Below are 20,670 nucleotides of genomic sequence, written 5' to 3' on the forward strand. Positions count from 1 at the left end.
TGTTCGAGCGACACGCATCACCGGCGGGCGAGGCGCTCGGCGTCGGCCCACGCCTGCTGGGCGGGGGTGAGCGCGCCGGTCGCGGCGGCCGCGGGAGCGCCGCGGCGCCAGGCGTGGCACAGCGCCAGAGCGAGCGCATCGGCGGCGTCGGCCGGTGTGGGCAGCGCGTCCAGCCGCAGCACCCGGGCGACCATGGTCTGCACCTGGAGCTTGTCGGCCGAACCGTACCCGGTCACGGCGGCCTTCACCTCCGACGGGGTGTGCGTCGCGGCAGGCACGCCGTGCTCGGCGGCCAGCAGCAGTGCGATGCCGCTGGTCTGGGCGGTGCCCATGACGGTGTGCCGGTTCTGCTGGGCGAACACGCGCTCCACGGCCACGGCGTGGGGGCGATGCTCGGCGAGCACGGCCCGGATGCCGGCGGCGATCGTCGCGAGCCGCTGCTCGATCGGCAGGTCGTGCGCGGAGCGGACGACCCCCACGTGCACGAGCGTGGCGGAGCGGTCGCGGGCGACGTCGACGATGCCGACGCCGCAGCGGGTGAGGCCGGGGTCGATGCCGAGAACGCGAAGAGCGGATGCCACGCTCCCACGCTACGCGGGCAGCTGCGGCATCCGCTCTGCGAAACGCGGGGAGCTCAGTCGTCCTGCTCGAGCTCGGTCTGCACCTCGGGGCTCAGGTCGAAGTTGCTGAACACGTTCTGCACGTCGTCGCTGTCCTCGAGGGCGTCGATCAGGCGGAACACCTTGCGGGCGGTGTCGGCGTCGATCTCGACCTTGAGGTTCGGGACGAACTCGACGTCGGCCGACTCGTAGTCGATGCCGGCATCCTGCAGCGCGGTGCGCACGGTGACCAGGTCGGACGCCTCGGTGATGACCTCGAAGCCCTGCGGGTGGGCCTCGACCTCCTCGGCGCCGGCGTCGAGCACGGCCAGCATGACGTCGTCCTCGGTGGTGCCCTCACCGGAGACGATGATGACGCCCTTGCGCGTGAAGTTGTACGCGACGCTGCCGGGGTCGGCGAGGTTGCCGCCGTTGCGGCTGAGGGCGGTGCGCACTTCGGCGGCGGCACGGTTCTTGTTGTCGGTGAGGCACTCGATCATGAGGGCGACGCCGTTGGGCCCGTAGCCCTCGTACATGATCGAGGTGTACTCGACGGCCTCTCCGCCGATGCCGGCGCCGCGCTTGATGGCGCGGTCGATGTTGTCGTTGGGGACCGACGTCTTCTTGGCCTTCTGGACCGCGTCGTACAGGGTCGGGTTGCCCGCGAGATCGGGGCCGCCGATCTTGGCGGCGACTTCGATGTTCTTGATGAGCTTGGCGAACGACTTGGCACGACGGGCGTCGATGACGGCCTTCTTGTGCTTCGTGGTCGCCCATTTGGAGTGGCCGGACATGAGAGCAATTCTATGCGCGACGGCCGTTGCGCCCGTGCGCGGCGGCGAGGACACTGCCGATATGGATGAGCGTGAACGCGCATTGGCGGCCGCGCGGCGGGCTGCGATCGCCTTTCTGGACGGGCTCGACGAGCGGCCGGTGTGGCCGCGGGCCTCACTCGAGGCGATGCTGGAGATCTTCAGCGGTCCGCTCCCCGACGAGGGTGTGGATGCGGCGGACGTGGTCGCCGATCTCGAACTTCACGTGCCTGGCCACCGCGCAGCACGCCGTGCTGCGCCGCACCGGGTGGGACCTGAACCGGCAGGGGCTGCGCGGGGCACCGCCGGTGCGGGTGATCGTCGGCGAGCATCGCCACGCGTCGATCGACCGCGGCGCGCGGTTCTGCGGCATCGGGTCGGCGGCGCTCACCGCCGCGGAGTGGGCGGGGCGTGCCGCGCTGCGCTGCTCGATGTCGTCCTGGGCGACCACGGCCGACGACATCGACCGCACGGTCGCGGCGATCGGCCGCCTGGCGACCGCCGGCTGAACAGCGGCCCGGGTTCAGCGCCCGGCCGCCCGGGCGAGGAATCGTGCGTGGAACCGGGTCTCACCGGTCACCTCGGGGTGGAACGAGGTGCCCATGACAGCGCCCTGCTCGACGGCGACGATGCGGCCGTCGGCGAGCGTGGCGAGTACGTCCACTTCGGCGCCGACCGATTCGACCAGCGGCGCGCGGATGAAGGCGGCACGCACGGGGGCGGCGTCCAGGACGGGCACGTCGAGGTCGGTCTCGAACGACTCGACCTGGCCGCCGAACGCGTTGCGGCGCACGGTGACGTCGAGCCCGCCGAAGGTCTGCTGGCCCGCAATGCCGTCGACGATCCGGTCGGCCAGCAGGATGAGCCCGGCGCACGTGCCGTAGACCGGCAGACCCGCGCCGATGGCGTCCCGCAGCGGTTCACGCAGGCCGAACGCGCGGGAGAGCTTGTCGATGACACTGGACTCGCCCCCTGGCAGCACGAGTCCGGCGAGGGATGCCAGGTCCTCCGGCCGCCGGACCGGCACCACCTCGGCGCCGAGCCCGGTCAGCACCCGGGTGTGCTCGCGGACGTCGCCCTGCAGCGCGAGGACGCCGACGCGGAGGGTCACCAGCCGCGCTCGGCCAGCCGGTGCGGGGCGGGCAGATCGGCGACGTTGATGCCGACCATCGCCTCGCCCAGGCCCCGCGACACCTCGGCGATGACCTTGGGGTCGTCGGCGAAGGTCGTGGCCTTCACGATGGCGGCCGCGCGCTGGGCGGGGTTGCCGCTCTTGAAGATGCCCGAACCGACGAACACGCCGTCGGCGCCCAGCTGCATCATCATGGCCGCGTCGGCAGGCGTGGCCACTCCCCCGGCGACGAACAGCACGACCGGCAGCCGGCCGGTCTCGGCGACCTCGGCGACCAGGTCGTACGGCGCCTGCAGCTCCTTGGCCGCGACGTACAGCTCGTCCTTGGTCATCGACCGCAGCGCGTTGATCTCACTCGTGATCTTGCGGATGTGCTTGGTCGCTTCCGAGACGTCACCGGTGCCGGCCTCGCCCTTTGAGCGGATCATCGCGGCGCCCTCGTTGATGCGGCGCAGCGCCTCGCCGAGGTTGGTCGCGCCGCACACGAACGGCACGGTGAAGTTCCACTTGTCGATGTGGTTGACGTAGTCGGCGGGGCTGAGCACCTCGGACTCGTCGATGTAGTCGACGCCCAGCTCCTGCAGCACCTGCGCTTCGACGAAGTGGCCGATGCGGGCCTTGGCCATCACCGGGATCGACACCGCGTCGATGATCGAGTCGATCATGTCCGGGTCGCTCATGCGCGACACGCCCCCCTGCGCGCGGATGTCGGCGGGGACGCGCTCGAGGGCCATGACGGCGACGGCGCCGGCATCCTCGGCGATGCGAGCCTGCTCGGCGGTGACGACGTCCATGATGACGCCGCCCTTGAGCATCTCGGCCAGGCCCCGCTTGACGCGCGACGAACCGGTGGTGGCAGTGGACACGGGGACTCCTTCCGGCGCGACCGGGCGCCGCGGGTGGGGTGATCGGATGTCGGCGGACACACCGGCATCCATTGGCCTAGGCCAAAATGTACCACGCCCCAGCACCTACACTCATGCCCAGTGACACCCGACGACACGGAGGCCCGGATGCCGGTACTCATCAGCGGCGCGACGGCGACCCAGATCGCCGAGAGCGTGCGCGAGCACATCGAGCAGGGTGCGCTCGCGCCTGGCGCCGCGCTGCCGCCGGTACGCGTGTTGGCGGAGGAGCTCGGTGTCAACCGCAACACGGTGAACGCCGCATACCGCCAGCTGGCCGCGGCGGGCGTCGTCGTCTCCCGGGGACGGGGCGGCACGCGTGTGGCGGACCTGACGCCCGTCGCCCAGGAGGGCTACGCGCCCGGCACCGTGCTGCGCGACATCGGCACCGGCAACCCGGACCCCGATCGGATCCCCGACATCTCCCGGGCGTTGGCGGGGCTGGCCGGACGGCCGGTGCTGTACGGCGAACCGGTGATCGACCCCGATCTCGAACGGTGGGCGCAGGGCTGGATGGGTGAGGCGCTGCCGCCCGGACAGCCCCGGGCCCTCACGATCACCAGCGGCGCCGCCGATGCGGTCGAACGGCTGCTCGCGCAGGCGCTGACCCGCGACGACGCCGTCGGGCTCGAGGACCCCTGCTTCCTGGCGAGCCTGAACACGGTGCGCCTGGGCGGCTATCGGCCGGTGCCGGTGCCCGTCGATGAGGAGGGGATGAGGGTGGCCGGCCTGCAGGCCGCGCTGGCCGCCGGGGTGCGGGCCGTGGTCTGCACGCCCCGCGCGCAGAACCCGACCGGTGCCAGTCTCACCGCCGAGCGGGCCGCGGCCCTGCGTTCCGTGCTGGCCGACCACCCCTATGTGCTCGTGATCGAGGACGACCACTTCTCGATGCTGTCCACGCATCCCTACCACTCGCTGATCGGTCCGGAGCACCGGCGCTGGGCGCTCGTGCGTTCGGTGTCGAAGTTCCTCGGGCCGGACATGTGCCTCGCGGTCACCGCGTCCGACCCCGAGACGGCCGAACGCCTCGCCCAGCGGCTGAGCCCGGGCACGACGTGGGTGAGCCATCTGCTGCAGCGGCTCACCCTCGCCCAGGTCACCGACGAGGCCGTCCGCGCGCAGATCCGGGATGCCGCCGCCCACTACGCCGCCCGCAACCGCGCGTTCGCGCAGCGACTGACCGCACGCGGCCTGGCCGGACGCGCGGGCGACGGGCTCAACGTGTGGGTGCCGCTGCCGGTCCCGGCACGGGACGTGACCGAGCAGCTCATGCGACGCGGATGGCTGGCGCGATCGGGCGCCGAGTTCCAGCTGTGGGGCGAGGAGGCCGCGCGGCACCTGCGGCTGACCGTGCACGAGCTCGACGACCACGACGCCGACCGGCTCGCCGACGATCTGGCGGACGCCGTCGACGCGGCGCGCAGGAGCGCCGCCCGGAAGGTGGGATGATCTACCCGTGAAGATCCTGTCGATCCAGTCTGCCGTCGCCTACGGACACGTGGGCAACTCCGCGGCGGTGTTCCCGCTGCAGCGCATCGGGGTCGAAGTGCTGCCGGTGTACACGGTGAACTTCTCCAACCACACCGGCTACGGAGCATGGCGCGGCCCGCTCATCTCCCCCGACGACGTGCGGGATGTGATCACCGGCATCGAGGAACGCGGAGCCTTCGCCGACATCGACGTCGTCCTGTCGGGCTATCAGGGCAGCGAAGGCATCGCCGACGTCATCCTCGACGCGGTCGCCCGCGTCAAGGCCGCCAACCCCGGCGCGGTCTACTCGTGCGACCCGGTGATGGGCAACGCGAAGTCCGGCTGCTTCGTGGCACCGGCCATCCCCATCCTGCTGCGCGATCGCGTGGTCCCGGCCGCCGACATCATCACCCCGAACCAGTTCGAACTCGGCTTCCTGACCGAGACCGAGCCGACCGACCTCGACTCCACCCTCGCGTCGGCCGACCTCGCGCGCGAGATGGGTCCGCGCACCGTGCTGGTCACCAGCGTCGAGCGGCCCGACCGCCCCGCCGGGACGATCGAGATGATGGCCGTCACCGACGACGGCGCATGGATCGTGCGCACCCCGCACATCCCGATGAAGGCCAACGGCTCCGGAGACGTGACCGCGGCGCTGTTCACCGCCCACTATCGCCGCACGGGCGACGCGGCCGCCGCGCTGGCGCTTACCACCTCGAGCGTGTTCGACCTGCTCCAGGCCACGTACGACTCGGGCGAGCGCGAGCTGCAGCTCATCGAGGCGCAGGAGGCCTACGCGCATCCCCGGCTGCAGTTCGAGGTCACCCGGGTGCGCTGACCCGCGCCCCCGCGCGTCCGTGCGCGCGCGTGGGCGTCGCGCGAGGATGCCGGGTGCGGCGGCCGGTCGCAAACCGACACGCCGCGGGTTGAGGACCCCGTGCAACCTCGTTAGCGTCGGGGGCGCATGACCCAGATCTCAGAAGCAAGCCATGCCCGCACCCCGAACCCGGCCGGAGTGCGGATCGCCCCGCCTGCCTTGACGCACGGCGCCGGCATGTGGCGCGTCGCGCGCGACAGCGGCGAGCTCGATCTGAACTCGTCCTACATGTACGTGCTGTTCGCACGGGACTTCGCCGCGACCTGCCGCGTCGCCCTGGACGGCGACGACGTCGTCGCATTCGTGCTGGGCTACCGTCGCCCCGACGAACCGGAATGCCTGCTGGTCTGGCAGATCGCCGTCGACGCGACCCACCGCGGTCAGGGGCTGGCCGGGCGACTCCTCGACGACCTGCTCGCCACCGCCGTGCCCCCCGTCGCAATGCTGGAGACGACCATCACCGACGACAACGCCGCCTCGCAGCGACTGTTCGCGGCGTTCGCGCGGCGTCACGACGCCGGCCACGAGGTGACGCCGCTGATCGAGGCCGCGCACTTCCCCGACGACCACGACCCCGAAAGACTCCACCGGATCGGACCGCTGGCCGCGCCGCGGTCAGGCGACCGATCCCCCACAGCCTGAGGAGGCGCACCCCCATGCCCATCACCGACTCCAGCACCGACGTGTTCGACGCACTGGAATCGAAAGTCCGCAGCTACTCGCGCAGCTGGCCGGTCGTGTTCGACCGCGCCGACGGCAGCCACCTCTACGACGAGAACGGCCGGGAGTACCTCGACTTCTTCTCGGGCGCCGGCGCGCTGAACTACGGGCACAGCAACCCGCTGTTCACCCAGGTCCTGGTCGACTACCTCACGTCGGGGCGCATCGTGCACTCGCTCGACATGTTCACCACCGCGCGGCGTGAGTTCCTCACGACGTTCGACGAGCAGATCCTGCAGCCCCGCGACCTCGACTACCGCGTCGTGTTCCCCGGCCCGGGTGGCGCGAACGCGGTCGAGGCCGCGCTGAAGCTGGCGCGCAAGGCCACCGGCCGGGAGTCGATCGTCAACTTCACCAACGCGTTCCACGGCATGACGCTGGGCGCCCTGTCGGTCACCGGCAACTCGCTCAAGCGCGGCGGGGCCGGGGTGCCGCTCGTGCACGCGACGCCCATGCCCTACGACGACTACTTCAACCAGGACTACCCTGACTTCTTCTACTTCGAGCGGCTGCTCACCGACAGCGGCAGCGGCTTGAACACCCCGGCGGCCGTGATCGTGGAGACCGTGCAGGGCGAAGGCGGCATGAACGCGGCCCGGGCCGAGTGGCTGCGCAAGCTCGCCGCGCTGTGCCGCGCGCACGACATCCTGCTGATCGTCGACGACGTGCAGATGGGATGCGGGCGCACCGGCGGGTTCTTCAGCTTCGAAGAGGCCGGTATCACCCCCGACATCGTGTGCCTGTCGAAGTCGATCAGCGGTTCGGGCCTGCCGATGGCGCTCACGCTCATCAAGCCCGAGCTGGATATCTGGGAGCCCGGCGAGCACAACGGCACCTTCCGCGGCATCGCACCCGCGTTCGCCACCGCCACCGCCGCCATCCGCGAGTACTGGCAGGACGACGAGCTGGCGGCGGCCACCACCCGCAAGGGCGCCCGGGTCGAGAGCCGTTTCAACGCGCTCGTGTCGCAGTACGGCGACGCCGGCCTGGTCGCGAAGGGCCGCGGCTTGGCGCGCGGCCTGCAGATGGCCGACGGCGCCACCGCCGACGCCGTGTGCCGGGCGGCCTTCGAGCGCGGACTGCTCATGGAGACCTCCGGCCCCGAGGGCGAGGTCGTCAAGCTCCTGCCGGCGCTGACCATCACCGACGCACAGCTCGACCGGGGCCTCGACGTGATCGACGCCGCCGTCGCCGAGGTCCTGGCCGGCCGCTGAGATCCGGCATCCACGAAGGGAAGACCATGCTCGTTCGCACGATCGATGAGATCACCGGCACCGATGCCGACATCCAGACCGAGAACTGGCGCAGCAAGCGCATCATCCTTGCCCGCGAGGGCGTCGGGTTCTCGCTGCACGAGACCACCCTGTACGCCGGCACCGAATCGGAGTTCCACTACCAGAACCACATCGAGGCCGTCTTCATCGTCGAGGGTGAGGGCGAGATCGAGGACCTCACCACCGGCCAGGTGCACCAGCTCGGCCCCGGCTCGGTGTATCTGCTCAACGACCACGACCGGCACCGGGTGCGCCCGCGCACCGACATCCGCACCGTGTGCGTGTTCAACCCGCCCGTGACCGGGCGCGAGGTGCACGACGAGAACGGCGTGTACCCCCTGCTGACCGAACCGGTCGGCTGACCGATGACCCAAGGAAGGAAGAGACGATGACCATCGCCACGACGGAACAGGACCTCTACCCGACCCGGCTGGCCACCGCGCAGGACCCGGTGACCCGCGAGCACCCGACCGTGTGGGGCGACGCGGCATCCGGCCCGTTCACGCAGGCCGAGCTCGACGCCCACGAGGAGCGCGGGTACACCGTGCTGCCCGTTTTCATCAGCGGCGACGAGGTCGAGCGCTACACCGCCGAGCTCGAGCGGCTCTCCGCCGACCCGGCCCTGGCCGCCGACCCGCGCGTCGTGCGGGAGCGCAGCACCGGCGCCGTCCGCTCGATCTTCGCGGTGCCCGAGCTCAGCGACACGATCCGCGCGCTGACCCGCGACCCGCGTCTGCTCGACCGGGCGCGGCAGCTGCTGGGCGGCGACGTGTATCTGCACCAGACCCGCATCAACTACATGCCCGGGTTCCGCGGCACGGGGTTCTACTGGCACTCCGACTTCGAGACCTGGCACGCCGAAGACGGGATGCCGATCCCCCGCGCCGTGAGCTGCTCGATCGCGCTGACCGACAACTACCCCTTCAACGGCGGGCTCATGGTCATGCCCGGTTCACACAGGGAGTTCATCTCCTGCGTGGGCGAGACGCCGGAGAACAACCACGAGTCGTCGCTGCAGGCTCAGGAGGTGGGCGTGCCCACCGAGGCCGACATCACCCGCATGGCCGGCCGCTACGGCATCGACCAGTTCACCGGTCCGGCCGGTTCGGCACTGTGGTTCGACTCGAACATCATGCACGGGTCGGGCAACAACATCACGCCGTTCCCGCGGTCGAACGTGTTCCTCGTTTTCAACAGCGTCGACAACGCCCTGGTGGACCCGTACGCCGCGGCCACCCCGCGTCCGGAGCACATCGCGCACCGGGCTGACATGTCGCCGCTGCGCTGACCTGCGCGCCTCCGCGCCCGGCGCCCGGTCCATCCGGCGCCGGGCGTCGGCATGCGGTGGGCCGGCGGCTACCGGCGGCGTCAGTCGGTCGGCCAGGCGGAGGCCACGGCCTCGCGCACCTCGCCCAGCAGCTGCGGCAGCGCCTTGGTCTTGGCGATGATCGGGAAGAAGTTCGCGTCGGTCGCCCACCGCGGCACCACATGCTGGTGCAGGTGCCCGGCAACGCCGGCGCCGGCGACGGCCCCCTGGTTCATGCCGAGGTTGAAGCCGTCGCACCGTGACACCTGATGCAGCACCCGCATCGCCGTCTGCGTGAGCGCGCCGATCTCGGCAACCTCCTCCGGGTTGGCCAGGTCATACGTGGCGATGTGGCGGTACGGGCAGACCATGAGGTGCCCCGAGTTGTAAGGGAACAGGTTCAGGATCACGAACGCGGTCTGGCCGCGGGCGATGATCAGCCCGTCCTCGTCGCTGCGCTGCGGCGCGGCACAGAACGGGCAGTCGTCGCGCAGCGGCTCGGGCCCGGCCTGGATGTAGGCCATGCGGTGCGGCGTCCACAGGCGCTGGAACTCGTCCGGCACCCCCGCCAGATCCGCGGCGTCCTCCAAGCCGGGCCCGTCGCTCATGCGAGGTCCTCGGCGGTGTCGACGAGGAGCTTGTCGGTGACGGCGGCGACGATCTTCGCGATCGCCTCATCCACCGGGATGCCGTTGGTCTGCGACCCGTCCCGGAAGCGGAACGACACGGTGCCGGCGGCGCGGTCGGTCTCCCCCGCGATCAGCTGGATCGGCACCTTCTGGGTGGTGTGCGTGCGGATCTTCTTCTGCATGCGGTCGTCGGAGTGGTCCACTTCGGCGCGCACCCCGGCATCCCTCAGCCGGCCGACGATCTCGTCGAGGTAGTCGCCGTACTCGGCGGCCACGGGCACGCCCACCACCTGCACAGGCGACAGCCACACCGGGAAGGCGCCGGCGTAGTGCTCGAGCAGGATCGCGAAGAACCGCTCGATCGAGCCGAACAGGGCGCGGTGGATCATCACCGGACGGTGCTTGGAGCCGTCGGGGCCGGTGTACTCGAGCTCGAACCGCTCGGGCAGGTTGAAGTCGAGCTGCACCGTGGCCAGCTGCCAGGTGCGGCCCAGGGCGTCCTTGGTCTTCAGGTCGATCTTCGGACCGTAGAACGCGGCCTCGCCCGCGACCTCGGTCAGCTTCAGCCCCGAGGCCTGGGCGACGCGGCGCAGCGCGTCGGTCGCGACCGTCCAGTGCTCCTCGTCGCCGATCCACTTGGCCTTCTCGTCGTCGCGCATCGACAGTTCGAGCTCGAACTCGGTGAGCCCGAAGTCCCGCAGCATCGACAGCACGAAGTCGAGCACCTTCTCGGCCTCGCCCTCGAGCTGGTCGGGGGTGACGAACAGGTGCGAGTCGTCCTGGGTGAATCCGCGCACGCGGGTCAGACCGTGCAGCGCACCGGAGAGCTCATAGCGGTAGACAGTGCCGTTCTCGTACAGCCGCATCGGCAGGTCGCGGTAGCTGCGCGCCCGCTCCCGGTAGATGAGGATGTGCATCGGGCAGTTCATCGGCTTCAGGTAATAGTCGACGCCCTGCTTGGTGACGTTGCCCTCGTCGTCGCGCTCCTCGTCGAGGTGGATGGGCGGGAACATGCCCTCCTTGTAGGTGACGAGGTGGTTCGACTCGATGAACAGGTCGCGCTTGGTGATGTGCGGCGTGTACACGTAGGTGTAGCCGCCCTCACGGTGCCGCTTCAGGGCGTGCTGCTCCATCTCCTGACGGATGATGCCGCCGCGCGGGTGCCAGACCGACAGGCCCGAGCCGATCTCCTCGGGGAACGAGAACAGGTCCAGCTCCTTGCCGAGCTTGCGGTGGTCGCGCTTGGCGGCCTCCTCGAGCCGGTGCTGGTAGGCGCGCAGCTCGTCCTTCGACGGCCAGGCGGTGCCGTAGATGCGCTGCAGCTGCGGGTTCTTCTCGCTGCCGCGCCAGTAGGCGCCGGCGATGCGGGTGAGGTCCCACCCGTTGCCGACCAGGCGGGTGGAGGGCACGTGCGGACCGCGGCAGAGGTCCTTCCAGGCCGTCTCGCCGTCACGGGTGACGTTGTCGTAGATGGTGAGCTCGCCGGCGCCGACCTCGACCGAGGCGCCCTCGGCGGCCTCCTTCGTCCCGCCCTTGAGCCCGATGAGCTCGAGCTTGAACGGCTCGTCGGCCAGTTCGGCGCGCGCCTCGTCGTCGGTGACGACCCGGCGGACGAAGCGCTGCCCTTCCCGGACGATGCGCTCCATCTCCTTCTTGATGGCCTTGAGGTCTTCGGGGGTGAACGGCTCGTCGACACCGAAGTCGTAGTAGAAGCCGTCGGTGATCGGCGGGCCGATGCCGAGGTTCGCCTGCGGGCGGATGCGCTGCACCGCCTGGGCGAGCACGTGCGCGGTCGAGTGGCGCAGGATGTCGAGGCCGTCGGGGCTGTCGACGGTGACCGGCTCGACGGCGTCGGCCGCGGTCACGGTCGTGGCGAGGTCCTTCAGCTCGCCGTTCACGCGCAGGGCGATCACGGAGCGGTCGGGGAACAGGGCGAAACCGTCGGCGGGATACGACACGTCCGACGGGATGGCGACGTCAGTCACGGAACTTCTCCAGTAGTGGCTCGGAATCTTCGGTTCAGCTTCGAGTGCCCACGGCACTCCGCCCGCTCAGGCCTGAAGCGTTCGCGCGCCGGTGAGCGTGACGAGAGTCGTCAGTGCGGTGATCCGGCCCGGTTCCATGCGTCGAGTCTATCGTCCGGCCGGTTGCCGGGTCAGTGGATCGTGAGGTCGACCTGGATCTCACCGGCCAGCCGCTCCAGCGCGGCGGTGAGGATGCCGGCATCCGCCCCCGCCGGAATGCGCACTTCGGCAGTCGCCTCGAACAGCGTGCCGCCGGCCATCGGCGCTTCGAGCGTGCGGCTGTGGAACGCGTCGATGCTGAACGCGTTGGCCGCGATCGCGGCACTGACCTCCCGCACGATGCCGGGGCGGTCGTTGCCCAACACGGTGACGGTGAGGCTCTGCGTGGATGCCGGTGCGGCGGCGGAGCTGCCGGCGTGCGTCGTGACGCGCAGCATCCCGGTCAGGCTCTCCAGCGCCGCAGTCAGGGCGGCGGCGCGGTCGTCGGGGACGGACACCAGCACGATGCCGGCGAAGGCGCCCACGAGCTCCGCCAGCTCGCTGCGCTCCCAGTTGCCCCCGTGCGCGCTGACCGTGTCGGCCAGCGCGCTCACGAGCCCAGCACGATCGTCGCCGACGACGGTCAGGACGAGCTGGGTCATGGCTGTGGCGGGGTCAGGCGTCGTGATGACGTTCCTTGGCCGCCGGCAGGTGCAGGCACAGCGCGAGCGCGGCCGAGACGGCGAGCAGTCCGAGCGTGAACACGAGGCCCTGCATCGACTCGAGCTGGAACGAGAGCCCGAACAGGTAGAACCCGCCGAGGAACAAGACCATGTACACGATGAACATCCGGACCTCCTGAAGTCTGAGCTCCTTCGATCGTAGCGGGCCCCGCGCGCCGCTACGGGCAGCAAACGACAAAACCCCCGTGTTACCGGGGGTTTCTCTGTGCGCGATACTGGGATCGAACCAGTGACCTCTTCCGTGTCAGGGAAGCGCGCTACCGCTGCGCCAATCGCGCCCGAATCGGGCTGTTCAGTTATCGGAGAGGTGGCGACGGGATTCGAACCCGTGTAAACGGCTTTGCAGGCCGGTGCCTAGCCGCTCGGCCACGCCACCATGTGGTTCGACCCACGTGTCGTGATCCCCTGGAAGGAATCCTCGCACTCGAGCGGATGACGAGACTCGAACTCGCGACCCTCACCTTGGCAAGGTGATGCGCTACCAACTGCGCTACATCCGCGTGCTCCCTGGTTGCCCCGGGCGCTTGATCGACTTTAGCCGAAGTTGGCCGTGGTGCAAAACCGGCAGCACCCCGCGCGTGTCTTCGATCCCGATTCGTTCGCAGGGCCCGGCATCCGGTAACATCGTGTCTCGGCCCCACGGGGTTTGGGCGATTGGCGCAGTTGGTAGCGCGCTTCCTTCACACGGAAGAGGTCATCAGTTCGAGTCTGGTATCGCCCACCACTCACTTCCCGGCATCCCAGCCGTATCGGCGATGCAGCGCGTTCGCGACGACGACGAACCGGTCGAGATCCAGCGCCGCCGCCTCGCGGCGCATGCCTTCGCGGTGCACGAGGTAGATCTGCTCGGTGTCGACCCACGATTCACGTCCGCGCGAGTCCCACGGGCCCGAGCCGATCGACAGATAGTCACGGTCGCCGTCGCGTGCCCTGCTCGTCAGGCGCACCGCATAGACCCAGTCCGCGTCCTGCCGACCGATGATGAGCACCGGCCGGTCCTTGCCGCGGCCGTCCTTCTCGTCGTACGGCACCCAGGTCCACACGATCTCCCCCGCGTCGGGGTCGCCGTCGCGATCCGGCGCGTAGGTGATCGTGAGCGCCGACGGCGGTGGCGGCGCGATCTCGACCGTCGCGAACGGTCCGCCGCTGCCCGGACTCGTCTCACGCTCCGCAACCGGGGTGGATGCCGGACGGCGGCGCCGTGGACGCAGCAGGTCGGTGAGGGCTCTCAGAATGCGGTTCCCGGTGCTCACGACCTCACCCTAGAGGCCGGACCGCCCCGGGCATGCCGCACACACCGGAGGGCGCCGCGCGAACGCGACGCCCTCCGGTCGGGGAACGGTCAGTCGGCCAGCACGTAGCCCGACTCGCCGTGCACGACGGTGTCGATGCCCGCCAGCTCGTCCTCGTTGCGGATGCGGAACCCGATCGTCTTCTCGATGACCAGGCCGATCACGAAGGCGACCACGAAGGAGTACACGGCCACCGCCAGCGCGCTGCCGGTCTGCAGGATCAGCTGCGAGACGTCGCCGGTGAACAGCAGGCCGGCGTCGGTGGCGACGAACCCGAGGTAGACGGTGCCGATGAAGCCGGACACGAGGTGGATGCCCACCACGTCGAGCGAGTCGTCGTAGCCGAGCTTCCACTTCAGCTCGATGGCCAGCGCCGAGACCGCGCCGGCGATCAGGCCCAGCAGGATCGCCCAGCCCGGGGTCAGATTGCCGGCGGCCGGCGTGATGGCCACCAGGCCCGCGACGGCACCCGATGCGGCGCCGACCGAGGTGGGCTTGCCGTCCTTGATCTTCTCGATGAGCAGCCAGCCGAGCATGGCCGCCGCCGGCGCGCCGATCGTGTTCAGGAAGCTCAGGCCGAGCGCGCCCTGGTCGCCCGACAGGCCCGTGTTGAAGCCGAACCAGCCGAACCACAGGATGGAGGCGCCCAGCACCACGAACGGGACGTTGTGCGGCTTCTGGATGCCCTTCTGGAACCCGACGCGCTTGCCCAGGACGATCGCCAGGGCCAGCGCCGCGGCACCGGCGTTGATGTGCACGGCCGTGCCGCCCGCGAGGTCGATGACGGCGTAGCCGTTGATCTCCCACGACTGGATCCAGCCGCCGCCCCACACCCAGCCGGCGACCGGGAAGTAGACCAGCGTCGCCCAGACCCCGGCGAAGATCAGCCACGAGCCGAACTTCGCGCGGTCGGCGATCGCGCCGGAGATGAGGGCGGTCGTGATGATCGCGAAGGTCGAACCGAACGCGACGTCGATCAGGTCGATGCCCTCGGCGGTGAGTCCGAAGCCGGCGAACGGGTTGCCGACGAAGCCGGGGATCAGCCCTGCGGCGCCCTCGAAGTAGCCGCCGTCGCCGCCGGCGCCGGTGTACATCATGTAGCCGAAGAGGATCCACAGCACGCCGATCAGCGCGATGGACCCGAAGCTGAGCATCATCATGCTGACGACGCTCTTGGCCTTGACGAGACCGCCGTAGAAGAACGCCAATCCTGGCGTCATCAGCAGCACCAGCGCGGCGCTGGTGACGATCCAGATACTTGACGGAGTGAGTTCCATCGCTACCTCTCCTGAGTGAGTATGCCTGCCGCATCGAGTCGCAGTGTGCGGTCGGGCGTGCCGGTCGGGTGCGATCAGTTTTCTCCCGGGGCGTTTCCGGAGGCGTGCGTGTCGTGTTTCGCGCGCGTTACAGCCCTCCGCCGCACGTGAACATCACATTTCGACGGGCCGAAGGGCGCCTGCGCAACCGCTGTCAGGAGTGCGTGAGAGCGACCAGGCGGGAGATCGCGCGCAGGTACTTCTTGCGGTAACCGCCGGCCAGCATCTCCTCGGTGAACACCGCGTCCAGCGCCACACCGGTGGCGCGGATGGGGATCTGGGCGTCGTACGCCCGGTCGACGAAGGCCACGAACCGCAGCGCCGCGGACTGGTCGTCCAGCGGGGCGACGTCACGCAGTCCGATCAGGCCGAGGTTCTCGATGAGGCGGATGTACCGCGAGGGATGCACCTGCGCGAGGTGGGTGATGAGGGCGCCGAACGCGTCGTCCGAGGCGAGGGTGCTCGCCGCGGCATCCGTCACCGCGCGCTCGTACTCGGCGTCGGTCACGGTCTGGGCGTGCCCGTCGACGGCGCGCTGGCGGTAGTCGGTGCCGTCGATGCGGATGGTCTGGAAGCTCGCCGCCATCGCGTGGATCTCGCGCAGGAAGTCCTGCGCGGCGAAGCGCCCCTCGCCCAGCGCGTTGGGCGGCGTGTTCGAGGTGGCCGCCAGACGCGTGCCCCCGGGCACCAGCTCGCCGATGAGACGGGTCATCACCATCGTGTCGCCCGGGTCGTCGAGCTCGAACTCGTCGATGCACAGCAGCTGCGCGCCGCGGAACAGCTCCACGGTCTTCTGGTAGCCGATCGCGCCGACCAGCGCCGTGTACTCGATGAACGAGCCGAAGTACTTCCGCCGAGCGGGGACGGCGTGGTAGATCGCGGCGAGCAGGTGCGTCTTGCCGACGCCGAAGCCGCCGTCCAGGTACACGCCAGGCTTGAGCTCGGGACCCTTCTTGGCGCGCCGGAACAGACCCCCGCGGGCGGCGGGCGCTCCCCCGCCGGCGAACGCCATCAGCGTGTCCTTCGCCTCCTGCTGCGACGGATACTGCGGGTCGGCCCGGTAGGTGTCGAACGTGGCGTCGTCGAACTGCGGGGGCGGCACGAGGGCCGCGACCATCTCAGCGCCCGAGACCTGGGGTCCGCGATCGGTCAGGTGCACGATGCCGACGGGTGCGCTGCTCACCCCTCAACCCTAATCGGCGTGCGCGGTCAGTCCGACCCGCTCGAGCCACGACGTGATCGCGGCGGTCCAACGCTGCTGGTCGTAGTTCCACAGCTTGGTGTGCCGGGCCACCGAGAACGACTGCAGCTCGACCAGGTCGGGGCGGGCCGCGGCCAGATCGTGCGACGCGTTCGACGGCACGAAGCCGTCGTCGTCGCTGTGCAGGATGAGGATCGGATGCCGCAGCTCGGACGCGCGGGCCACGCCGTCCAGGCGACGGAAATCGATCGCGGCGCCCCCGCTGAGCCCGGCCGACCACTCCTGCTGCAGGGTCCCCACGGCCAGCTCCGCCAGCTGCGACGGCAGCCCGAGCAGGCGGGCCTGGTGGTCGAGCACGCGTCGCCAGTCGAGGACGGGAGAGTCAAGCACGAGCCCGGCGATGAGATCCCGGTGCGCCGAGTGCAGGGCCACCTGCAGCGCGATCGCCCCACCCATCGACCAGCCCATGAGGATGATCCGGCGCGCGCCGCGCCGCTGTGCGAACGCCAGCGCGGGCTCCACATCGTGCCACTCGGTCGCGCCGAGGGTGTAGGTGCCCGAGCGTGACCGGGGCGCCTCGGAGTCGTTGCGGTAGGACACCACCATCGACGTGATGCCGGCCGCGTGGAAGACCGGCACGGCCCGCAGGCACTCGGTGCGGGTGGTGCCCCGGCCGTGGATCTGGATCACCCACGTGTCGGCGCCGTCGACGGGGAACAGCCACGCCGGGCACGGCCCGACCGGGGTGCCGATCAGCTCGTTCGTGTACGGCAGGCGCAGCTCGTCCGGATCGTCGAAGTACCAGCCGCTGAAGGCGGCCTCCGGTGCCAGGTGCGCGTCGGACGGCACGTGCGTGAGCAGCTTGCGCTTCACGCCGGTCGCGTCCTCCGACAGCACCGATCCGAGCTTGAGGTAGTCGGCGCTGCCCACCGTGAACAGGCCGTACCGACCCGGCAGCACGGTGTCGGCCGTGCGGCTGAGGGTGATCGTCTGCGCGGACGTGTCGATGTTCAGGATGCGGGTGTCCGGCATCCGCCCGCCCGGCGTCACGACGCGGCGCGCCATGCGCACGGCGACGAAGCTCGTCACGCCCAGGATGCCGACCAGCGCCGCGGAGAGGGCGACGATCAGGGCGCGCAGAGCGGTGACGAGCGCGGGTGGGGCCCCCACGGGCCCGGCGCGCCTGAGTCCCAACATGGTGCACTCACTCTAGTCTGTCGACGTGGATGAGCCCGGTCCCTCCGATGCCTTCGCGGTCGTCGCCGATGCCCTGCGCGCCCTGACGTTCCGTCGCGACCTCACGGTGCGCGAGATCCCCGCGCCCGGCTCCCTCGCCCCCGACGCGGTCGCGTTCGCGGGCGACGTGCGTCCGGAGGCGGAGGACGCCGACTCGGCGTACGGCACCGGCCGGTTCATCCTGTTGCACGACGCCGCCGAGCCGGACGCCTGGCGCGGACCGTGGCGCATCGTGTGCTTCGCGCAGGCGCCGCTCGAGCCGGAGATCGGGACCGACCCGCTGCTGGCCGACGTCGCCTGGTCCTGGCTCATGGATGCGCTGAAGACCCGGGGCGCTCGCTTCCACTCCGCCTCGGGAACGGCCACCAAGACGCTGTCCAAGGGCTTCGGCACGCTCGAGACGGAAGGCGACGGCGCGCAGATCGAACTGCGCGCATCCTGGTCGCCGTCGGGCGACCTGACCGGGCACGTCGAGGCGTGGGCGGAGCTGGTGTGCATGCTGGCGGGTCTGCCGCCCGGCTCGGAGGGCATCGCAGTGTTCGGATCGCGGAAGGGCTCTCGTGCCTGAATATCCAGTCATCGCCGATCGGGCGCAGTTCCATGACGCCGCTCAGGCGCTGGCTGAGGGCACCGGTCCGGCCGCGGTGGACGTCGAGCGCGCCTCGGGGTTCCGCTACTCCCAGCGCGCCTACCTCATTCAGGTCTACCGCCGCGGTGCCGGCGTCTTCCTGTTCGACCCACCGGCGTTGGGCGACATGTCGTCGCTGCAGAAGGCGATCGGCGGCGTCGAGTGGGTGCTCCACGCCGCCAGCCAGGACCTCCCGTCGCTGCGCGAGGAGAACCTCGAACCCCCGCACATCTTCGACACCGAACTGGCGTCGCGCCTGCTGGGACACGAGAAGGTCGGCCTCGGTGCGGTGGTCGAAGACACGCTGGGCATCACCCTGGCCAAGGCCCACTCGGCCGCGGACTGGTCGACCCGGCCGCTACCGCCGTCCTGGCTGGAGTATGCGGCCCTGGACGTGCTGCACCTGGTCGACGTGCGTGACGCCCTCGAGGTCGAGCTGTTCGCGCAGGACAAGGTGGAGATCGCGGCGCAGGAGTTCGAGGCGGTCCGCACCCGCCCGGCCAAGCCGCCGCGTGAGGACCCGTGGCGGCGACTGAGCGGGCTGCACACGGTGCGCGGACGCCGTGCCCTCGCGATCGCGCGGGAGCTGTGGACCGCACGTGAGGAATACGCGCAGGCCCAGGACATCGCCCCCGGCCGGCTCGTGCCCGACCGTGCCCTCGTGGCCGCGGTGCGTGCCAACCCGGCGAGCAAGCAGGAGCTTGCGGGCCTGAAGGAGTTCACCGGACGGGCCAGCCGCTCCCAGCTGGACCGGTGGTGGGCGGCGATCGAGGCGGGGCGCAAGACCGACGACCTGCCGGCGGAGCGGCTGCCCAGCGACGCGCTCCCGCCGCCGCGCGCCTGGGCGGATCGCAACCCCGATGCGGATCTGCGCCTCAGAACGGCCCGCCCGGCCGTCGAACGCCTCGCCGGCGAGCTGCGGATGCCGGTGGAGAACCTGCTCACCCCCGACACCCTCCGTCGGGTGGCCTGGCGCCCGCCGCAGCCGGCCGATGCCGACGCCATCGGCGAGGCGCTGGCCGCGCACGGTGCGCGGCCCTGGCAGATCGAGCACGTGGCCGCGGTGATCGCCGAGGCGTTCGCGCACCCGGTGCCGCCCGAGGCGTCGGCGCCGGCACCGTCCGCGGATGAGGCCGAGGTGCCGCCTCCGGCGGCGTCCACCGACGCGCCCTGAGAACCGCCCAGGCGACCGCGCTAGCCTTTGTGCAATCCCTGCACGCGGCCGTCACCGCCGCGCGCCGGTTCGTAGATTCGACCCAACCGATTTCGCGACACTGAGTGTCACACTAGGCTGGACTGAATCCCAACCTTTGGAGGCAGAGTGGCCGAGCTCTCGGACGTCTACTTCGTCGATGGAATGCGCACCCCGTTCGGGCGCGCGGGCGAAAAGGGCATGTACTGGAACACCCGCTCCGATGACCTCGCCGTGAAGGCGACCATCGGGCTCATGGAGCGCAACCCCGCAGTGCCGGCGGATCGCATCGACGACGTCGCGATCGCCGCGACGAGTCAGACCGGCGACCAGGGACTGACCCTCGGGCGCTCGGTGGCGATCCTGGCCGGACTCCCCCAGACCGTGCCCGGTTTCGCGATCGACCGCATGTGCGCCGGCGCCATGACCAGCGTGACCACCATGGCCGGCGCCATCGGCGTCGGCATGTACGACCTGGCCCTCGCCGGCGGTGTCGAGCACATGGGGCACCACCCCATCGGCGGCAACGCCGACCCGAACCCGCGCTTCGTCGCCGAGAAGATGGTCGACCCGGGCGCCCTGAACATGGGTGTCACGGCCGAGCGCATCTTCGACCGGTTCCCGCACCTGACCAAGGAGCGCTCCGACCGGTTCGGCATGCTCAGTCAGCACAAGGCCCAGGCCGCGTACGAGGCCGGCAAGTTCCAGCCCGACCTGGTGCCCGTCGCCGTCAAGGGCGCCGACGGCGCATGGGGGCTGGCCACCGAGGACGAGGGCCGTCGCCCGCAGACCACGATGGAAGACCTGGCCGGGCTCAAGACGCCCTTCCGCCCGCACGGCCGGGTCACCGCCGGCACGTCCTCGCCGCTCACCGACGGTGCGACCATGTCGCTGCTGGCCGGCGGCGGCGCCGTCAAGGAGCTGGGCCTGGCTCCCAAGATGAAGCTCGTGTCGTTCGCGTTCGCCGGCGTGCAGCCCGAGATCATGGGCATCGGCCCCATCCCGTCGACCGAGAAGGCACTGCGCAAGGCCGGGCTCACGATCGACGACATCGGACTGTTCGAGCTGAACGAGGCGTTCGCGATCCAGGTCATCTCGCTCCTGGACCACTTCGGCATCGCCGACGACGACCCGCGTGTCAATCAGTGGGGCGGTGCGATCGCGCTCGGCCACCCGCTGGCCGCATCGGGCGTGCGTCTCATGATCCAGCTGGCGGCCCAGTTCGCCGAGCGCCCCGACGTCCGCTACGGGCTGACCGCCATGTGCGTCGGCCTCGGCCAGGGCGGCTCGGTCATCTGGGAGAACCCGCACTACGACGGCAAGAAGAAGAAGTGA

22 protein-coding genes and 4 tRNA genes are annotated in these 20,670 nt (G+C 70.5%); 11 read left to right on the forward strand and 15 right to left on the reverse strand.

What is annotated here, in order from left to right; translation table 11 throughout:
• Positions 1–17: 17 nt before the first annotated feature.
• Together ruvC and ACQ143_RS01660 are read right to left on the reverse strand one after the other, a co-directional pair.
• Positions 18–581, reverse strand: a complete 564-nt coding sequence (ruvC, locus tag ACQ143_RS01655; protein ID WP_449568985.1) for a crossover junction endodeoxyribonuclease RuvC — start codon at positions 579–581, stop codon at positions 18–20.
• A gap of 53 nt (positions 582–634) precedes the next feature.
• On the reverse strand, positions 635–1,393 hold the full coding sequence (locus tag ACQ143_RS01660; protein ID WP_449568986.1) for a YebC/PmpR family DNA-binding transcriptional regulator: 759 nt from the start codon (positions 1,391–1,393) through the stop codon (positions 635–637).
• Between the two features lie 209 nt (positions 1,394–1,602).
• Between ACQ143_RS01660 and ACQ143_RS01665 the strand changes: the two genes are divergently transcribed.
• Positions 1,603–1,920: a hypothetical protein gene (locus ACQ143_RS01665; RefSeq protein WP_449568987.1), complete on the forward strand. Its 318-nt coding sequence runs from the start codon at positions 1,603–1,605 to the stop codon at positions 1,918–1,920.
• A gap of 14 nt (positions 1,921–1,934) precedes the next feature.
• On the opposite strand, the gene pdxT is transcribed toward ACQ143_RS01665, so the two are convergent.
• Both pdxT and pdxS read right to left on the reverse strand, forming a co-directional pair.
• On the reverse strand, positions 1,935–2,522 hold the full coding sequence (pdxT, locus tag ACQ143_RS01670; RefSeq protein ID WP_449568988.1) for a pyridoxal 5'-phosphate synthase glutaminase subunit PdxT: 588 nt from the start codon (positions 2,520–2,522) through the stop codon (positions 1,935–1,937).
• Positions 2,519–3,409 (reverse strand): pyridoxal 5'-phosphate synthase lyase subunit PdxS, encoded by an 891-nt coding sequence (pdxS, locus tag ACQ143_RS01675; protein WP_449568989.1) that lies wholly within the window; start codon positions 3,407–3,409, stop codon positions 2,519–2,521. The genes pdxT and pdxS overlap by 4 nt, the downstream gene beginning before the upstream one ends.
• Positions 3,410–3,556: 147 nt before the next feature.
• On the opposite strand from pdxS, the gene ACQ143_RS01680 reads away from it, so the two are divergent.
• From ACQ143_RS01680 to thpD, 6 genes are all read left to right on the forward strand, one after another.
• Positions 3,557–4,897 carry an aminotransferase class I/II-fold pyridoxal phosphate-dependent enzyme gene (locus ACQ143_RS01680; protein WP_449569564.1) on the forward strand — a complete coding sequence of 447 codons (1,341 nt, stop codon included), beginning with the start codon at positions 3,557–3,559 and terminating at the stop codon, positions 4,895–4,897.
• Between the two features lie 7 nt (positions 4,898–4,904).
• Positions 4,905–5,756, forward strand: coding sequence for a pyridoxal kinase PdxY (gene pdxY / locus ACQ143_RS01685; RefSeq protein ID WP_449568990.1), 852 nt, complete (start codon positions 4,905–4,907; stop codon positions 5,754–5,756).
• 126 nt (positions 5,757–5,882) lie between these two features.
• Positions 5,883–6,437 carry a diaminobutyrate acetyltransferase gene (ectA, locus tag ACQ143_RS01690; RefSeq protein ID WP_449568991.1) on the forward strand — a complete coding sequence of 185 codons (555 nt, stop codon included), beginning with the start codon at positions 5,883–5,885 and terminating at the stop codon, positions 6,435–6,437.
• Between the two features lie 14 nt (positions 6,438–6,451).
• Complete coding sequence (gene ectB / locus ACQ143_RS01695; protein ID WP_449568992.1) at positions 6,452–7,729, forward strand: diaminobutyrate--2-oxoglutarate transaminase; 1,278 nt, start codon at positions 6,452–6,454, stop codon at positions 7,727–7,729.
• Between the two features lie 26 nt (positions 7,730–7,755).
• On the forward strand, positions 7,756–8,151 hold the full coding sequence (locus tag ACQ143_RS01700) for an ectoine synthase (RefSeq protein ID WP_449568993.1): 396 nt from the start codon (positions 7,756–7,758) through the stop codon (positions 8,149–8,151).
• Between the two features lie 26 nt (positions 8,152–8,177).
• Positions 8,178–9,077: an ectoine hydroxylase gene (thpD, locus tag ACQ143_RS01705; RefSeq protein WP_449568994.1), complete on the forward strand. Its 900-nt coding sequence runs from the start codon at positions 8,178–8,180 to the stop codon at positions 9,075–9,077.
• Positions 9,078–9,157: 80 nt separating this feature from the next.
• On the opposite strand, the gene ACQ143_RS01710 is transcribed toward thpD, so the two are convergent.
• From ACQ143_RS01710 to ACQ143_RS01740, 7 genes are all read right to left on the reverse strand, one after another.
• Positions 9,158–9,703 carry an HIT family protein gene (locus ACQ143_RS01710; protein ID WP_449568995.1) on the reverse strand — a complete coding sequence of 182 codons (546 nt, stop codon included), beginning with the start codon at positions 9,701–9,703 and terminating at the stop codon, positions 9,158–9,160.
• The gene (gene thrS, locus ACQ143_RS01715) at positions 9,700–11,709 is read right to left on the reverse strand and encodes a threonine--tRNA ligase (protein ID WP_449568996.1); all 2,010 of its coding nucleotides are present in this window, start codon (positions 11,707–11,709) and stop codon (positions 9,700–9,702) included. The genes ACQ143_RS01710 and thrS overlap by 4 nt, the downstream gene beginning before the upstream one ends.
• 170 nt (positions 11,710–11,879) lie before the next feature.
• Positions 11,880–12,389 carry a glycine cleavage system protein R gene (locus ACQ143_RS01720; RefSeq protein ID WP_449568997.1) on the reverse strand — a complete coding sequence of 170 codons (510 nt, stop codon included), beginning with the start codon at positions 12,387–12,389 and terminating at the stop codon, positions 11,880–11,882.
• Positions 12,390–12,402: 13 nt separating this feature from the next.
• Positions 12,403–12,576 (reverse strand): hypothetical protein, encoded by a 174-nt coding sequence (locus ACQ143_RS01725; protein WP_449568998.1) that lies wholly within the window; start codon positions 12,574–12,576, stop codon positions 12,403–12,405.
• 100 nt (positions 12,577–12,676) lie between these two features.
• Positions 12,677–12,748 (reverse strand) — tRNA-Val (locus ACQ143_RS01730).
• A gap of 27 nt (positions 12,749–12,775) precedes the next feature.
• Positions 12,776–12,846 (reverse strand) — tRNA-Cys (locus ACQ143_RS01735).
• A gap of 51 nt (positions 12,847–12,897) precedes the next feature.
• Positions 12,898–12,970: transfer RNA gene (locus tag ACQ143_RS01740), tRNA-Gly, on the reverse strand.
• 148 nt (positions 12,971–13,118) lie between these two features.
• Between ACQ143_RS01740 and ACQ143_RS01745 the strand changes: the two genes are divergently transcribed.
• Positions 13,119–13,194 (forward strand) — tRNA-Val (locus ACQ143_RS01745).
• Position 13,195: 1 nt separating this feature from the next.
• Here ACQ143_RS01745 and ACQ143_RS01750 read toward each other — a convergent pair.
• The 4 genes from ACQ143_RS01750 to ACQ143_RS01765 form a co-directional block, all read right to left on the reverse strand.
• On the reverse strand, positions 13,196–13,723 hold the full coding sequence (locus ACQ143_RS01750) for a type II toxin-antitoxin system PemK/MazF family toxin (RefSeq protein ID WP_449568999.1): 528 nt from the start codon (positions 13,721–13,723) through the stop codon (positions 13,196–13,198).
• An 89-nt stretch (positions 13,724–13,812) separates the two neighbouring features.
• Positions 13,813–15,039, reverse strand: a complete 1,227-nt coding sequence (locus ACQ143_RS01755) for an ammonium transporter (protein WP_449569000.1) — start codon at positions 15,037–15,039, stop codon at positions 13,813–13,815.
• A 193-nt stretch (positions 15,040–15,232) separates the two neighbouring features.
• On the reverse strand, positions 15,233–16,261 hold the full coding sequence (gene zapE, locus ACQ143_RS01760) for a cell division protein ZapE (RefSeq protein WP_449569001.1): 1,029 nt from the start codon (positions 16,259–16,261) through the stop codon (positions 15,233–15,235).
• A gap of 9 nt (positions 16,262–16,270) precedes the next feature.
• On the reverse strand, positions 16,271–17,476 hold the full coding sequence (locus ACQ143_RS01765; protein WP_449569002.1) for an alpha/beta hydrolase family protein: 1,206 nt from the start codon (positions 17,474–17,476) through the stop codon (positions 16,271–16,273).
• A gap of 25 nt (positions 17,477–17,501) precedes the next feature.
• On the opposite strand from ACQ143_RS01765, the gene ACQ143_RS01770 reads away from it, so the two are divergent.
• The 3 genes from ACQ143_RS01770 to ACQ143_RS01780 all read left to right on the forward strand — a co-directional run bounded on the left by ACQ143_RS01770 (position 17,502) and on the right by ACQ143_RS01780 (position 20,670).
• Positions 17,502–18,083, forward strand: a complete 582-nt coding sequence (locus ACQ143_RS01770; RefSeq protein WP_449569003.1) for a DUF3000 domain-containing protein — start codon at positions 17,502–17,504, stop codon at positions 18,081–18,083.
• Positions 18,076–19,317, forward strand: coding sequence for an HRDC domain-containing protein (locus tag ACQ143_RS01775; RefSeq protein WP_449569004.1), 1,242 nt, complete (start codon positions 18,076–18,078; stop codon positions 19,315–19,317). The genes ACQ143_RS01770 and ACQ143_RS01775 overlap by 8 nt, the downstream gene beginning before the upstream one ends.
• Positions 19,318–19,464: 147 nt before the next feature.
• Entirely contained in the window at positions 19,465–20,670 is a 1,206-nt protein-coding gene (locus tag ACQ143_RS01780) for a thiolase family protein (RefSeq protein ID WP_449569005.1), read from the forward strand.

Source organism: Microbacterium pollutisoli (assembly GCF_053586795.1).